Raw genomic sequence first — 16473 nt, 5'->3', positions numbered from 1 at the left:
GAATGATGGAGTGGGTGAGATTAATGACCAATCTGCACGCTGAACAGTTAGAACAAGCCTTGCAATTACATCAGTCAAGTACAGTGCGCAGCTTGATCGATGGTATCAACCCTGCCGATTTAGCCGACTTAATGCAGCACTTGAGTCTGAAAGCACAGCTGAGTTTAATTGAACAAATTGACAGTGCTGCCTTGGTGATGGAGTTTTTACCACTGCATTCGCAACATCAAATTGCAGAGGCGATGGCACCGCAGCAATTGGTCAAACTGATTTCAGCCATGCATTCAGATGACCGCACCGACTTATTTAAGTTACTTTCTCCGCATTTACAGCGTTTTGTCAGCTTACACATTACGGAAGAAAAACGCGCACAGATTCAGACTTTAGCGCGCTATCCTGAAGAATCTGCGGGCGCGATTATGAGTTCGGATTTCGTGGTGCTCTCGCCAGAACTGAACATGCAGCAAGCTATAGATGAATTGCGCAGAATGACCACAGATCGGGAAACTTTGTACCTGATTTATATTGTCGATGAACTAATGAAACTATTGGGGGTTATTTCTTTAAGGGAAATTATTCAAAACCCGCCTGAACAAAAAATTAAAAATGTGATGTGCACCGATTTGGTCACAGGTTTGGTGACTGAAGATCAGGAAAGTATCGCGCAAAAACTCAGCCATTATGATTTTTTGGCCTTACCGATTGTAGATGATGCACAGCATTTACTGGGGATTGTCACCTATGATGATGCGATGGACGTGGTACAGGCAGAAACTACAGAAGACTTTTTAAAATCAAGTGCGGTAGCGTCTTCACCTGGCATGAGTATAAAAACTGCGCCAATTTTATTTTTATATCGCAAACGTGTGTTTTGGTTGGTGATTTTGGTATTTGGCAGTTTATTGTCTGGAATTGGCATTGCGCATTATGAAGACATTATTGCAGCACATATTGTACTGGTTTTTTTCTTGCCGCTTTTGGTCGGTAGTGGTGGTAATGCGGGTTCTCAGTCTGCGACCTTAATGGTACGGGCACTGGCTACAGGTGATGTGCAATTTAAAGATTGGCTGCATTTACTCGGACGTGAAAGTTTGGTGGCGCTATGTTTGGGTGGAACTATGGCTTTTGCGGTTTCAATTTTAGGCTATTACCGTGGCGATATGATGGTGTCTGTGGTATTGGCACTGAGTATGCTGGGCATTGTGCTGATGGGCTGTTTAATTGGCATGAGTTTGCCTTTTATTTTGCATCGCCTGAAACTAGACCCTGCCAGTGCCTCTGCGCCTTTGGTAACCTCGATTTGTGATGCAACGGGCGTGGTGGTGTACTTATTTATTGCTTCACAGTTGTTACTTTAAACACTGTCGGTGATGATGACTTATTCAAGACCTCATCTTAAAACTTTTTGCATTGATCAAAATTCTGTTTATAAAATCATAACAGACCTGAGTAAAAAACTGCTTTATTCTCAAGTAGATTGCATTTACCCAACGATACGTTTTCTATGCCAGAACCTGCATCTTCAAAAAAACTTAGCCAGCAAGAGGTGATTCGCTTAGAGCGCGATTTAGCCAAGTTTGCCAATATGATGGATTCTGTGGTGCGTATTCCATTTACCAAGCAGGGCGTGGGAGCAGATGCCGCATTAGGCACTGTACCTGTCGCGGGGGATGTCGCAGGTTTTGCACTGACCTGTTATGCGATTTATAAAGCCAAACAAATTGGTGTACCACAAACCAAACTCACTCCCGTGATTAAACTTGCTGTGATGGATGCAGTAGTTGGTTTTGTGCCAATTGTCGGCACAGTATTTGATGTATTTATTCGTCCAAGCCGTAAAGCTTTAGATGTAGTGCATACGCATATCCGTGAAGAATATCAGATTCACAGTGAGCATCATGTGGTACATCCTTTTTTACATGAGCGATTGGAACGTAAACAGCAGCAGTCAGCATTTTGGCGTAATCCTGTAGTGGCATGGCTGTGGCTACATTTGCCTGATTTGCTTGGTGTGATTTTTCTTATTTTCTTTATTTGGGCAGCATGGCTCGGTGCAAGTTGGTTGTGGCACTGGTCACAAAGTTTTGCTGTTTAAATGAACCTGTTTAAAGTACAAAACCATCTGGCAGATCTAATTTACAGACATGAAAAAAGCTTCCCTGAGGAAGCTTTTTGGTGTCGCTGTTACAATATCTTGCTAGCAGTATTAAGGTAAATTTAATTGCTGTAAAGCTGCAACACGTTGTTCAATGCTTGGGTGAGTTTGGAATAACGCTGCCAAGCTAAAACCTTCTTCTTTACCTGCAGAAATCGCAAAAGCTTTCATTTCTTTTGGCATTGCATCAGGCATTTCAGATTCTGCCTGTAAACGTAATAATGCAGAAATCATGGCTTGCTTACCTGCCAAACGTGCACCTGCTTCATCGGCACGGTATTCACGTTGACGCGAGAACCACATCACGATTGAAGAGGCCAAAATACCAAATACGATATCCAGTACAATGGTAATTGCAAAATAAGCCAAGCCAGGTGCTTCGCCGTCTTCACGACCAAATACGTTACGGTCAATGAAGTCACCTGCAACACGGGCAAAGAACATGACGAATGCGTTGACCACACCTTGAATGAGTGCCAAGGTCACCATGTCGCCATTGGCAACGTGACCAATTTCGTGTGCCAAAACTGCTCGTAATTCATCTTTGTTCATACGCTCAAGCAGCCCTGTAGATACAGCCACTAAAGCATCGTTTTTATTCCAACCTGTTGCAAAAGCATTCGATTGGTAAGAAGGGAAAATACCCACTTCTGGCATTTTGATACCAGCACGTTGCGACAACTGCGCGACTTCATTTAATAACCACGCTTCAGCTTGGTTACGAGGTGCATTCGGGTCAATTAATTCAGTCCCAGTTGTTTTTTTCGCCATCCATTTAGACATGAATAGTGAAATTAAAGAGCCAACCATACCAAAGACAAAACAGATGACCAACAGGTTGCCTAGGTTTAAGCCACCCGCGCCATGGTAACTACCGACACCGAAGAGTGACAAAATTATGCCAGCTACAACCAGTACCGCGAGGTTGGTTAGCAAGAACAAACCAATCCGCATCATTGAGTAAATCCTCTTATATTAAAAATGTAATCTGATTTATTAATAAACCATGCCGTAAATATGCGGTGTATGTATTAAAAATTCAAGAAAAAATAATAAAACTGTACTAAAAATATTTTGCGCTGATACTGCAATTGGCATTTCAAAAAGGCTTGCGTTGCCGCAAGCTCAAATGAAGTGCTGCAGCTTTTATTCTGAAATAAAAATACGTGCCGAAGCCGTGGCATTCCCTGTCGCGTATGAACCTGCAGGTGCATCGGTAAAGCGACCATCGGCGGCCATAATAATTTGACGTTGTGGGCGTTTGTTTGCCGCCACTTGATGATTACTGGCAGTGTAATTGTCTGACTGCGCAATCACTTGTGCATTTTGACTCTGAGTATTGCTATTGTTATTTGCCGTAATCGCATTGTTATTAGCACTTGCACTAACACCGTTGGCATACAGGTTGCTATAACGACTGGTCACACGACGTACATAGTCCTGAGTTTCACGAAAAGGTGGTACACCGCCGTATTTTGCAACATTGCCTTCGCCCGCGTTATAACCCGCCAAAGCTAAAGTGGTGTTGCCATTAAAGCGTTTGAGTAACCAAGCCAAGTATTTTGCACCCGCCATAATGTTTTCATGCGGGTCATAAGCGTTGCTGACATTAAAACGTCGTGCTGTCGCAGGCATGAGCTGCATTAGACCTTGTGCACCGACAGGCGAGCGGGCGTTGACATTAAAACCTGATTCGGTATGCATCACTGCTTTAATTAGACCTTCTGAAACACCGTGTTGTTGTGCTGCTTGCTGAATAATGTGGTCAAAGGCGTTTTTATTGCGGCTATAACTTGGCAATACCGACGCTTCGGAATTGCCCCAGTTGCGATAACTGTGAATATTGCTGTCTGGATAATATGTGACTTTTACTTTTGTCAGTGAACGATCTGCACTTTTGCGGTTAGTCAGCAAGGTACTGCCATTGCTGTCCTTATACATATAAATTTGACCTGCGTGCGTTGTCGTTGCCAAAGGCATGATGCTGGCAGTCCCCAAAATATACAGTAAAAAGGCATTAATTTTATTGTTCATGCTGTGAATACACTAAAAGCTGTCCCCAAACAGTTAATAGGAGTTTAACAAAAATCTCACAGATGAAAAGGCTTTGTACAAATTCATTTACAGTAGTGTCGAAAAAAATCAAGCTTAATTGCTGACAGAGTAATCAAAAAAAATATTTATTTTTTTTTAATTGGATCAGCTTGACACACTTAAGTGTATGATTTTAAATTAAAATAAAATCGATCAAAAAGTAATCAATTTAAAGAGAAGCCTTAGAATAACGGCAAGAGGCGTTGTCAAGTTGTTTTAAATCCACAAAGTTATCCACAGCTTTTGTGGAAAACTGTGGAAAAGTCCAAAAGATAAGCATCTTGGCGAAAAAGTGAACCTGAGGGTTCAAACTTGCCACAGAAAAAAACGATCTGCGCAGATAGAAATAAAGTGTGTAAACAGAAATGAACGCGCAGTCAGAAATTAAGTTCTTTGACGAAAAGGAAGATTGCGATGAAATTACATTCTTTTGATGCGGGATTGGTCTGAATCGGCTAAAATTGCGCGGTAATTTTTTTCATGGGTTAATCGCGTCTATGTTCTCACCAGTTGAGTCCGATCAAGGCTTTAATTTCAAACCAGAACTTCCAACCAGCTCTGCGTATTATCGTTTGTTGAAAAAGCTGCGTCGTCAAGTCGGGCATGCGATTCGTGACTTCAACATGATTGAAGATGGCGATAAAGTCATGGTGTGTATTTCTGGTGGTAAAGACAGTTATACCTTGTTGGACATTATGTTGCAGTTCAAGCGCATCGCACCCATCAATTTTGATGTGGTGGCTGTGAACTTAGACCAAAAGCAACCAGGCTTCCCTGAAGATGTATTGCCGCGTTATTTAGAAGAAAATAACATCCCATATTACATATTAGAAAAAGACACCTATAGCATCACCAAGCGTTTAACGCCTGAAGGTAAAACTTACTGTGCAGTGTGTTCGCGTTTGCGTCGTGGTTCTTTGTATGGCTTTGCGCAGGAAATAGGGGCAACCAAAGTGGCGCTTGGGCATCACCGTGATGATATTTTGGCGACTTTTTTCTTAAACTTGTTCCATGGCGGTAGCTTAAAAGCCATGCCACCGAAGTTGTTGTCATCAGACAAGAAAAATATGCTGATTCGTCCACTGGCTTATGTGGAAGAAAAAGACATCATTAAATATGCAGAAATGCGTAAATTCCCAATTATTCCGTGTAACTTGTGTGGTTCACAGGAAAACTTACAGCGTGCCATTATTAACGACATGTTACGTGAGTGGGATAAAGCACATCCTAAGCGTTTGCACAGTATTTTTGGCGCATTACAGAATGTATCGCCATCGCAGTTGGCAGACCGTGAATTATTCGACTTTGAAGCGTTAGACAGCCAGCGCGTATTTGATTTTGCCGATCAGGCCGAACAAAACGCAGCAGAGCAAAACAAACGCATCAATATGGTCAATTTAGGCTACGCTGCAGACTAAGCGATAACAGCCTGTCAATCCCTTTAAAATGTAATCAACACCAAGCCAGAGCTTGGTGTTTTTTTATGAATTTGATTTATTTGAGAAAGTCGTCATTTCGACTAAAAATACAAAAACTGAACGTCCCGTACAAAATTTCTTAGCCTTTCACGAAAGGTTCATGCTATAACAATCAGCAAGCAAAACAGCTTAATAATGATGGTGTCTGGATAGACAACACACATGCACAAATATATTGAGGAAAAATCATGCCTGCTTTTTTAACTGATGATTGGTTTGCAACTGTAGAAAATTTAACGGCTCAAGCTGGTGATTTAAACCTACCTCCAGCACTTGCAAATCTGGCAATTAACTTAGTGGTGACTGATGCTGCAGGCAACACAGAATTGTCTTTAGATGGCGGTAAAATCCAAAAAGGTTTGGCGGACAACGCAAAAACAACATTAAATATGGATGCGGAAACTTTACGTAAAGTATTCCTAGAGTTTGACATGGCGGCTGCTATGCAAGCCTTTATGACAGGTAAAATCAAAGTACAGGGCGATATGTCACAATTAATGGCATTACAAACTGCAAAACCAAGCCAAGAACAAAAAGACTTATTTAAGAAGATTCTTGAGCAATCTGCTTAATTCAAGCGATTTACGCTGTAGCAGGCGAATTTCCCGCTATAGTACAAAAAAGCCTAGCTGAAGTATCAACTAGGCTTTTTTATGCACTGCAGCTTTAACAGCGCATTATTCATGTTTGAATTGCAGCTGATATACACTGCAACTCAATCACGCGAGGTAAATTTTAGATATTCACCAATTGCGGTGTGGTCTTAATATGCTCAAGGTAGGCGCGAATACGAGTCACATATTGCACTGCTTGACGATAACGACCGTTGCTCGCTTTGTTACGGTCTAAATACGCATATAGGTTAACCCAATTGTTCGGGTTTTTGCCTTGTGAGCGAATACGCTTCTGAATTTGACTGACTGCACCAGGACCCATGTTATAAGCGACTAGGGCATACCAGTTACGATCAGGAAATGGAATATGCTCATAACGGCTCAGCATTTGGTCATAATACTTAGCACCACCCTGAATACTTTGTGCAGGATCGGTACGGTTGCTTACGCCCATCGCTTTGGCTGTATTATTGGTCAGCATCATAATACCGCGCACACCTGTTGGCGAAACCGAGTTGGGTTTGAGGTAAGATTCCTGATAACCAATTGCCGCCAAAAGATGCCAGTCTAAATCGTACTGCGTGGCAGTCTTTTTAAAGTTGGCCTTATATAAAGGTAAACGATTACGCAAATCCCGCTGGATTACATCCCACGATTCTTGTTTGACCACATTACGATTATAAAATGAAGCCAATTGGGTAATTGAGCCGTTTTGCTTGCCACGACAAACAAAGTTGCTTGCGGTTTGGCTAAGAGGATCATCTGCGTGTTTAAACACCCAGTTCAGCTCACTATTTAAACCATTACGCTTTAAAGTATTTAAATCGCCACAACTGGCAGAAAATGCCGTGAGTTGCTGCTTTTCGATGCTTTGGATACTCGACGTGGTCATGGCAAAGTTCGCTTTACCAGAAGACACCCATTTTAAAGCGGTCGCATTGTCGCTTACCGTTTTAAATTCGAGTTTCACATTCATGCTGTCGGCATAGTTACGCACAAGGTCATAACCAAAGCCATGTAAATGTTGTCCATCTTTAAACACTGTGGTTGGATTTTCCACAGACACAACGGTCAATTTGTTCTGATTGACGACGCTGTCAAATTGATGAACGGCTTTGCCTGCGTTAATACTGTGGAATGGGAGAAGAACAGTACTGAAAGCGAGGACTTTGAATGGGAGGCGATTAAAAAATGAGTGAAGGCTAAGCCTAGACCCAGACGTTGAACTACTGTGCATGTTGGCTCCGCTACAAGTAATTTATGCCCTAAAAAGCAAAGGCAACACACCTTAAACTTTTTCAAGTTTGATAAATTCAATAAGGGTTGGGCAGTCATGACGTCATTCAAAATGACTTGGGATTAAAGGGAAAATGTGTAAAATTTATACACAGGTTAAAAAGTGATCAAAACTAAAAGATGTGCGAATAATAAAGATGAAAATTTTGGATGTCAAATTTTGTACATAAATTTTTTGAAAAATGTAACATAAGATATTCATTTCATTGAGAAATAAATTTTATAAATTTTTATTGTGTATAAAAATGCAATAAAATATAGGATTGATGTTAACCAAATGTAAAAAATCGGCTGCAAAAACACCATGAAATCTAACTTAATTACACGTTCTGGACACGATAAACTCGTGGCAGAGTTACAGCATTTGTGGCATGAAGAACGCCCTGAAATCACCAAAAAAGTAAACTGGGCGGCAAGTCTCGGCGATCGCTCTGAAAACGCAGATTACCAATATAACAAACAGCTTTTGCGTAAAATTGACCGTCGGGTACGTTATTTGGGCAAGCGTTTAGAAGAGCTGCGTATTGTCGATTTTGCACCAGAACAAGAGGGTAAAGTATATTTTGGCGCATGGGTCGAAATTGAAAATGAACAAGGCGAGCAAAAGACCTTGAGAATTGTGGGCGTGGATGAAATTTATGATCATCATCCACAACATATTTCGATTGATTCACCTATGGCTAGAGCTTTGTTGTCTAAACAGGTAGATGATGAGGTGGAAGTGCAGACGCCGTTAGGCAAAAAGAGCTGGTTTATTAATTCGATACGCTATGAAAAGCCTGAAATTGCAGAAAATGACTGATTTTTGATTTTATTTTGAACATTTGGATCATAATTTTTAGAAAATATTTGCCAAGCTGAATTTTTCTTTATATGATAGCCGCCATTGGAAGCGTGGCAGAGCGGTTTAATGCACCGGTCTTGAAAACCGACGAGGGTGTGAGTCCTCCGTGAGTTCGAATCTCACCGCTTCCGCCAAATATCAATGACTTAGCCCTGACATACTCAGGGCTTTGTTGTATTTGGGGTTTATGCAAGGTAAGCCTGTAGTAAGCATAATAAAAACTTGGTTTGAGTTTAAATTATTGTTCAAGACTAAATACAATCTCAAATTGGATACCATCCCAAATAGTTAATTCACCGATCCAATTGGTTTTTGCATTAAATCTTTTAGGGTATTGGCTGCCATCTTTGCCATCTAAAATATTTTGAAAATCCGAGCTTTTATCGAGCATAGCTATAATAGGTCTAATTTTTAATTTTTCTTCTAATGCAAGATCAAGGTTTTTCTTAAATTCATTACGTCCATTACCAGACCATCTATCAATACGGTCACGATAAACCTGTTTTCTTTCAGTTGGATGTTTAGATAATAAAGGTTTATGACCCCATAAACTAACAATTAGCTCATTATTAGAGCTAATTGAAGATACTGACCAGTTCGGATTTTTAAGATCAGCATCAAATTTTTTAAACTCAGAAACGATACCCACAATAATACTCATATTCAAATTAATCCTTATTTAAGATATGCTGAACGGCATAAATTACAAGTATTTAAGGTTAATAAATGTCTGATACTCCGACTGTTTGGGGTGTACACATGGGCGTACATGTTGGAACTGAGCCAGTTGAAAAAAATTACATTGGAGTTGGCTGGTCAGAGTTAGGTGATTTAAGTCAGATTGATGCTGATAGGGAAGCCTTTAAATTTGCTTTGCAAGCAAAGCAACCTGATTCTTCAATGCCTTCTATCCGAACTCAGGTAGCCACAATTTACAGATTTATGCATGTGGTAAAAACAGGAGATTATGTGGTATACCCATGCAAATCGGATAGATTGGTCTATATTGGTATTATTAGTGGAGATTATGAGAGAGCTAATTCTGAAGACGAAGATGCTTATTTAAATCGTCGTCCTGTAACATGGCTAACACCTAATGGAGTCCCACGTAACAATTTTTCTCAAGTAGCGTTATATGAAATTGGTGCTTACATTACGTTGTTTGAAATTAAGAAAACAGCAGGTGATTTTTTAAATGCTGTAGGTATTGAATACCAAGCTACAATAAATAAAGACCCAATAGTTGAGTTACAAGAGCAAGAATTAGAACAAGAAGAAATACCCGATGATGAAACAGTAACTAAAGTAATTAATGAAACAGCAAAATATTCAACTGAAGATTTTATTATTCGCAGATTACATCAACATTTAAACGGTTATCAGTTTGAAGAATTTGTCGCTCATTTGCTTGAATGCATGGGGTATGTTGCTAGGGTTACTCAGAGGTCGGGTGATGGCGGTGTTGATGTTATTGCTCACAAGGATACACTTGGCTTCGAACCCCCTATTATTAAGGTTCAATGTAAAAAAACTTTAACATCTAATGGCTTACCTGAAATAAATCAACTTTTAGGTACTCTTGAAGATGGCGAATATGCTTTATTTGTTAATCTTGGAAGTTATAGTAATCAAGCAAAGAGTAAAGCTACGAATAAATCACGGTTAAGACTTATTGATGGTAAAGAGATTGTAGAGTTAATTTATCGTTATTATGAAGATTTTAAACCACAATATAGAGCTTTAATCCCTTTAAAGCAGGTTTTTATTCCTGATATTGGTGACTAATTCCTGGTATCGTCAGGATTTGTTGCCTAAACATTCAGAAGCCGAATTTTCCGAAATCCATTCAAATTTAAGTAACAACTCGGATATGTGGTCTGTCTAAGTCCGTAAATTTATTTAATGTAGTCATACGTACATGAATCTTAAAAGAAAATTCTACTTTTAGATTATTTTATTTTAGGGGGATTACGATCTTCCAATAATTTGATGCAATTTAGCTAAAACTTCCTTTTAACAAAAAACCAGTGAATTTTACAATTCACTGGTTTTTGAAATGACATTATGTAGAGCGCATGGGCCGATGTACTACCCAAGCGGCATAAAGCAATTAATTAATCGAATCATCCAAGTTTGGAGCTAACCAACGCTTCGCTTCATCTAAACTCCAGCCTTTACGCTGTGCGTAATCTTCAAGCTGATCTAACGAGATTTTACCTGCGTTAAAGTACTCAGAAGCAGGGTTGGCATAGTAGAAGCCACTCACAGATGAAGGCGGCCACATCGCAAAGCTGCTGGTCAGCTGTGTGCCAATCTTTTCAGTCGAACCTAACCAGTTAAACAGTGTGGCTTTTTCAGAGTGCTCAGGGCACGCAGGATAGCCCGGTGCAGGACGAATCCCTACATATTTCTCTTTAATCAGCTCTTCATTGCTTAGCTGCTCATTCGGCTGATAGCCCCAGAATTCTTTACGAATACGCTCATGCAAATGCTCTGCAAATGCTTCTGCAAAACGGTCACCCAAAGACTGCACCAAAATGGCAGAATAATCATCCCCTTTGGCTTTAAACTCATTGGCCATTTCCTCCGCACCAAAAATCGACACGGTAAAGCCGCCCAAGTAATCTTGCCCTTGCTCTGCAGTTGCAACAAAGTCTGCCAAAGACAAGTTTGGTTTGCCTGTGACTTTGTCAGACTGTTGGCGAATATGATGGAAGGTGTGCGTTACTTGATTACGTGCTGCATCATATACTTGTACTGAATCTGCCGCAGAACGGTTGGCAGGGTAAATCCCAAAGACTGCACGTGCATCAAAGCGATTATTTGCAATAATATCTTTGAGCATGGCTTGCGCTTGGTTATATAAGTCGGTTGCAGCTTCGCCCACCACTTCATCTTCCAGAATTTTCGGGAATTTGCCCGCCAAACTCCAAGAAATAAAGAATGGTGTCCAGTCAAAGTATGGCAACAAGGTTTCAAGCGGGTAATTGGTCAGCACTTGTGTACCAATTAATTTTGGTACTGCAGGCGTGTAGTTGTCCCAATCAATTTTTAAACCATTGTCGATGGCTTCTGCATACGACAATTTCGCAGCTTTTGGTTGCTTATTGGCAATACGTTCACGAATTTTAGCGTATTCCGCACGATGCTCTGCAACAAAAGCAGGTTTCATTTCAGGGGAGAGTAAGGTTGTCGCAACACCAACGGCACGCGAAGCATCGGCAACATAAATCACTGCATCATTTGAGAACTGTGGATCAATTTTAACTGCAGTATGTGCTTTAGATGTGGTTGCGCCACCAATCAACAATGGAATGTTAAAGCCTTTACGCTGCATTTCTTTGGCAACAAAAACCATTTCATCTAAAGATGGGGTAATCAGACCAGACAAGCCAATGATATCGACTTTTTCGTCAATGGCAGTTTGCAGGATTTTTTCTGCAGGTACCATCACACCGAGATCGACAATATCGTATCCATTACAGCCCAAGACTACGCCCACAATATTTTTACCAATGTCGTGAACGTCGCCTTTTACCGTTGCCATCAAAACTTTACCTTTAGACTGACCTTCGGTTTTTTCAGCTTCGATGTACGGGTTGAGCCATGCAACGGCTTGTTTCATCACACGTGCAGACTTCACCACTTGTGGCAGGAACATTTTACCTGCACCAAACAAGTCACCAACTACGTTCATGCCATCCATCAACGGGCCTTCAATTACATCTAATGGACGTTTGGCTTTCAGGCGCGCTTCTTCGGTGTCTTCATTAATAAAGGTGGTGATGCCTTTAACTAAAGCGTACTCAAGACGTTTTTCGACAGATTCACTACGCCATTCTAAGTTTTCTTCGGCTTTTTGTGCGCCTGATTGACCACGATATTTTTCTGCCACTTCTAGCAGTTTTTCTGTGGCATCCTGACCGCTTTCACCTTGGTTCTGGTTCAGAATAACGGCTTCAACCGCATCTTTCAGTTCTTTTGGAATGTCATCGTAAATGGCCAACTGACCTGCGTTGACAATCCCCATGGTCATGCCTTGCTGAATTGCATGATAGAGGAATACAGCGTGAATGGCTTCACGTACAGGTTCGTTACCACGGAAAGAGAAGGATACGTTCGACACACCACCCGAAATCATGGCGTGTGGCAAGTTTTGTTTAATCCAGCCTGTGGCTTCAATGAAATCAACAGCGTAGTTGTTGTGTTCTTCAATACCAGTAGCAACTGCAAACACGTTCGGGTCAAAAATAATGTCTTCGGCAGGGAAGCCAACATCATTGACCAACACATCATAAGAGCGTTTACAAATTTCACGTTTACGTGCTGCTGTGTCGGCTTGTCCCACTTCGTCAAAAGCCATCACAATAACGGCTGCACCGTATTGGCGGCAGAGGCGGGCTTTTTCGACAAACTCATCATATCCTTCTTTTAAGGAAATGGAGTTAACAACGGCTTTACCTTGTACGCATTTTAAGCCTGCTTCAATGATTTCCCATTTAGATGAGTCAATCATGATGGGTACACGGGAAATATCAGGCTCAGAGGCTACCAAATTCAGGAAGTGCACCATCGCACCTTCTGAATCGAGCATGCCTTCATCCATGTTGATATCGATGATCTGTGCACCACTTTCAACTTGTTGACGTGCAACATCCAAAGCTTCGGCAAAATTTTCTTCACGAATTAAACGTAGGAATTTTTTAGAGCCTGTGACGTTGGTACGCTCACCCACGTTCACAAATAATGAGTCGTCATAAATGTTAAATGGTTCTAAACCACTTAAACGACAGGCAGGTTTAATTTCTGGAATTTTACGTGGTGGAATGTCTTTTACTGCATTGTAAATTGCACGAATGTGGTCAGGCGTTGTACCACAACAACCACCTGTAATATTGATGAGACCACTTTCTGCAAATTCTTTTAAGAAGGCTGCAGTTTGTTCAGGGGTTTCATCATAACCACCAAATGCATTTGGCAAGCCTGCGTTCGGGTGGGCTGAAACAAATACATCGGCCACGTCTGAAACAGTTTTGACGTGCGGACGCATGGCATCTGCACCTAAGGCACAGTTAAAACCAATTGAAAGTAAATCGCCATGACGTACTGAGTTCCAGAACGCTTCCGCAGTTTGACCCGTTAAGGTACGGCCTGAGGCATCGGTGATGGTGCCAGAAATCATTAATGGCAACTCACGACCGAGTTGTTTGAATACTTCTTTGACCGCAAAAATGGCAGCTTTACAGTTTAAGGTATCAAACACAGTTTCAATGAGCAGAATATCTGCACCACCTTCAATTAAGGCGTGCGCAGCCTCAATATAATTTTCTTTGAGTGCATCAAACGTAATGTTACGGAATGCAGGGTCATTAACATTGGGTGAAATTGAACAAGTACGAGATGTCGGGCCGAGTACACCTGCCACAAAACGTGGTTTGTCTGGGGTTGAATATTTTTCGCAGGCCGCTTTGGCCAAACGTGCTGCTTCACGGTTAATTTCAGGAACTAAATCTTCCATGTGGTAGTCAGACATAGAAACCCGAGTGCCGTTAAAGCTGTTGGTTTCAATAATGTCTGCGCCTGCATCTAAATAGGCTTCGTGAATGCCCTGAATAATTTGCGGTTGGGTCAGTACCAATAAGTCATTGTTACCTTTAAGGTCATGTGCCCAATCTGCAAAGCGTTCACCACGATAATCGGCTTCTTCCAATTGATGGCGTTGAATCATAGTACCCATGGCACCATCGATAATTAAAATTCTTTGGGCAAGAAGCGCTTTCAGGGTGGTAAGCGTGGACATAAAAAACCCTTTATGACTAAATCCGAAATGAGCGCTATTTTAGCAGAGTTCGCACGGCTTTCGTGCACTTGAAGCGACTAGAGAGAGTGGAAGTCGTAAAAATAGTGCATAAAGCAGTATTTTTAGGATTTTGCTGTAGCTTTTGAACCTAAATAAAAGTTGTGATGAGGAACATTCTAATTTTGATTTTACTTTGATGCGTCATCGCTTTGTCATATTGCTCAGGCAAAATTGGCTCACGGTAAATTTTGTCTGAAATTTTAGGCAAATATGACAAAGGTGTAACAATCTAAATTTGAGAGAATGGCATAAGAAAAGTAGGTTTATTTATTCTAAGTGTTTAAATTTAAATGTTAATTTTAATTTTATGCACAAAAAAAACAGCTTAAAGTGTGAAAATAAAGTATGAAAGTTGCTTTATATAGCAGCTCTTTGTCATATAATTGTCACAATTTAATTGAACAATAAGGGGATTTTAAATCCTCTTTTCTGCTTGCATGAATTCTAATCCAACTCCTGTAGATTCAGCACACAAGTCGACCACTAAATCGACCAATGTTCATGTGCCTACACCGAAATTTTTTATGCCGGTGTTTTTAACGATCATCGTTTCTACCCTTATTTATATTGGTTTCCAATTGTCTGCGGACTTATCCCACGTGCCTGCGCTAAGCATGTACTCGGTGATTTTATTGGCGACCGCTTTATTCATTGCCTTAGGCTTTGAATTTGTGAATGGTTTCCACGACACAGCTAACGCAGTGGCAACGGTTATTTATACCAATGCCCTGTCTGCACCTGTGGCAGTAATGTGGGCGGGTTTCTGTAACTTCCTTGGGGTGATGGTCGCCAGTGGCGCAGTTGCCTACGGTATTATTGCCTTACTTCCAGTCGAATTGATTATGAATGTCGGTTCAGGCGCAGGCTTTGCCATGGTTTTTGCCATGTTGATTGCCGCGATTGTCTGGAACTTAGGAACGTGGTTTTTCGGTATTCCTGCTTCAAGTTCGCACACTTTAATCGGTTCGATTTTAGGTGTGGGGATTATGAACTACTTGCTGAACTCAGGTGCGGGTGCAAGTGGCGTAGACATGGAACAAGTCATGAAAGTGGGCAAGGCTTTATTGTTCTCGCCACTGATTGGTTTTGCTTTTGCTGCGATTTTGTTCTTCTTGGTGAAAAAAATCTTCAAGAAACAAATGGAGTTGTTCCAGCCGCCTGAAGGCAATAAGCCACCACCACCACTGATTCGTGCCATTCTAATTTTTACTTGTACTGGGGTAAGTTTTGCGCATGGTTCAAACGATGGTCAAAAAGGCATGGGTTTAATCATGTTGATTTTGATCGGGATTGTACCGTTGGCGTACTCGTTAAATAAAGAGTTAGACCAAAACCACATTCAATCGTTCCAACAGCTTTCAACGCAAACAGCTGATGTGATTTATGCACAACATGTCGATATGCCAGATGAAAAAGCACGTCAGGTCATCACTAGCTATATTCAGACCAAAGAAATTACCCCTGAAGTCGTGCCTGCTTTGGCAAGCTTAACTGACCATTTGGGTGAGCGTGTGGGTCAATATGGCAACTTGAAAGATGTGCCTGAAGCTGAAGTAGCAGAAATGCGTAATGATATGTATTTAAGCACGACTTCATTCAAGCGTTTAGACAAAGCCAATGCCTTGCCTGAAATGTCGGAAGAACAGAAAAAAGTGGTTAAAAGCTACCGCAGCCATTTAGATTCATTCTTACAATACATTCCAACTTGGGTCAAAGTTGCCGTTGCCTTAGCACTAGGCTTGGGTACGATGGTCGGCTGGAAACGTATTGTGGTGACTGTTGGTGAACGTATCGGTAAGCAGCACATGACTTATGGTCAAGGTATGTCTGCCGAGCTTGTGGCAATGTCAACTATTGCTGCTGCAGATGGTTTGGGGATGCCAGTTTCAACTACACACGTACTGAACAGTGCGGTGGCAGGTACCATGGTGGCAAATAAATCGGGTCTGAATTTCCAAATGGTGCGTACAATTCTTTCGGCTTGGATTTTCACTTTACCTGCGACAATTTGTTTATCGGGTAGCTTGTTCTGGTTGTTCTTAAAAGTGTTTTAATCCATTCTCAACTTTTTTGAGTGGTTGAAAAAAGCGCTGTGATGATACAGCGCTTTTTTTATACCTGCAGATCAGTCT

General features: G+C 41.1%; 12 protein-coding genes and 1 tRNA gene. 8 read left to right on the top strand and 5 right to left on the bottom strand.

What is annotated here, in order from left to right; genetic code table 11:
- Positions 1–23: 23 nt before the first annotated feature.
- Positions 24–1358 (top strand): magnesium transporter, encoded by a 1335-nt coding sequence (mgtE, locus tag FTT71_RS02130; RefSeq protein ID WP_180160677.1) that lies wholly within the window; start codon positions 24–26, stop codon positions 1356–1358.
- Positions 1359–1504: 146 nt separating this feature from the next.
- The gene (locus tag FTT71_RS02125; RefSeq protein ID WP_004972119.1) at positions 1505–2095 is read left to right on the top strand and encodes a DUF4112 domain-containing protein; all 591 of its coding nucleotides are present in this window, start codon (positions 1505–1507) and stop codon (positions 2093–2095) included.
- Between the two features lie 111 nt (positions 2096–2206).
- Here FTT71_RS02125 and htpX read toward each other — a convergent pair whose 3' ends face one another.
- A complete protein-coding gene (gene htpX, locus FTT71_RS02120; protein WP_004972117.1) occupies positions 2207–3112 on the bottom strand; it encodes a protease HtpX in 906 nt (301 codons plus the stop codon).
- Between the two features lie 189 nt (positions 3113–3301).
- Complete coding sequence (locus tag FTT71_RS02115) at positions 3302–4189, bottom strand: lytic transglycosylase domain-containing protein (protein ID WP_096900985.1); 888 nt, start codon at positions 4187–4189, stop codon at positions 3302–3304.
- 557 nt (positions 4190–4746) lie between these two features.
- On the opposite strand from FTT71_RS02115, the gene ttcA reads away from it, so the two are divergent.
- Both ttcA and FTT71_RS02105 read left to right on the top strand, forming a co-directional pair.
- Positions 4747–5667 (top strand): tRNA 2-thiocytidine(32) synthetase TtcA, encoded by a 921-nt coding sequence (gene ttcA, locus FTT71_RS02110; RefSeq protein WP_104853169.1) that lies wholly within the window; start codon positions 4747–4749, stop codon positions 5665–5667.
- A 248-nt stretch (positions 5668–5915) separates the two neighbouring features.
- Positions 5916–6299 (top strand): SCP2 sterol-binding domain-containing protein, encoded by a 384-nt coding sequence (locus FTT71_RS02105; protein WP_004972111.1) that lies wholly within the window; start codon positions 5916–5918, stop codon positions 6297–6299.
- 163 nt (positions 6300–6462) lie between these two features.
- Here the strand turns inward: FTT71_RS02105 and FTT71_RS02100 are convergent, their stop codons facing one another.
- Complete coding sequence (locus FTT71_RS02100; protein ID WP_004972108.1) at positions 6463–7578, bottom strand: transglycosylase SLT domain-containing protein; 1116 nt, start codon at positions 7576–7578, stop codon at positions 6463–6465.
- 363 nt (positions 7579–7941) lie between these two features.
- Between FTT71_RS02100 and greB the strand changes: the two genes are divergently transcribed.
- Positions 7942–8439 (top strand): transcription elongation factor GreB, encoded by a 498-nt coding sequence (gene greB / locus FTT71_RS02095; RefSeq protein WP_004972106.1) that lies wholly within the window; start codon positions 7942–7944, stop codon positions 8437–8439.
- An 86-nt stretch (positions 8440–8525) separates the two neighbouring features.
- Positions 8526–8615, top strand: a tRNA-Ser gene (locus FTT71_RS02090).
- Positions 8616–8719: 104 nt separating this feature from the next.
- Here the strand turns inward: FTT71_RS02090 and FTT71_RS02085 are convergent.
- The gene (locus FTT71_RS02085; RefSeq protein WP_179988560.1) at positions 8720–9142 is read right to left on the bottom strand and encodes a hypothetical protein; all 423 of its coding nucleotides are present in this window, start codon (positions 9140–9142) and stop codon (positions 8720–8722) included.
- Between the two features lie 65 nt (positions 9143–9207).
- Between FTT71_RS02085 and FTT71_RS02080 the strand changes: the two genes are divergently transcribed.
- Positions 9208–10266 carry a restriction endonuclease gene (locus FTT71_RS02080; RefSeq protein ID WP_228291708.1) on the top strand — a complete coding sequence of 353 codons (1059 nt, stop codon included), beginning with the start codon at positions 9208–9210 and terminating at the stop codon, positions 10264–10266.
- A 325-nt stretch (positions 10267–10591) separates the two neighbouring features.
- On the opposite strand, the gene metH is transcribed toward FTT71_RS02080, so the two are convergent.
- Positions 10592–14281, bottom strand: coding sequence for a methionine synthase (gene metH, locus FTT71_RS02075; protein ID WP_180160676.1), 3690 nt, complete (start codon positions 14279–14281; stop codon positions 10592–10594).
- A gap of 497 nt (positions 14282–14778) precedes the next feature.
- On the opposite strand from metH, the gene FTT71_RS02070 reads away from it, so the two are divergent.
- Positions 14779–16395 carry an inorganic phosphate transporter gene (locus FTT71_RS02070; RefSeq protein WP_004972047.1) on the top strand — a complete coding sequence of 539 codons (1617 nt, stop codon included), beginning with the start codon at positions 14779–14781 and terminating at the stop codon, positions 16393–16395.
- Positions 16396–16473: the final 78 nt, after the last annotated feature.

The sequence above is a fragment of the Acinetobacter sp. YH01004 genome (assembly GCF_013420455.1).
Classification (GTDB): domain Bacteria; phylum Pseudomonadota; class Gammaproteobacteria; order Pseudomonadales; family Moraxellaceae; genus Acinetobacter; species Acinetobacter towneri.
Note: the sequence above shows the minus strand (reverse complement) of the source record. Positions and strands in the feature narration are given on the sequence as shown.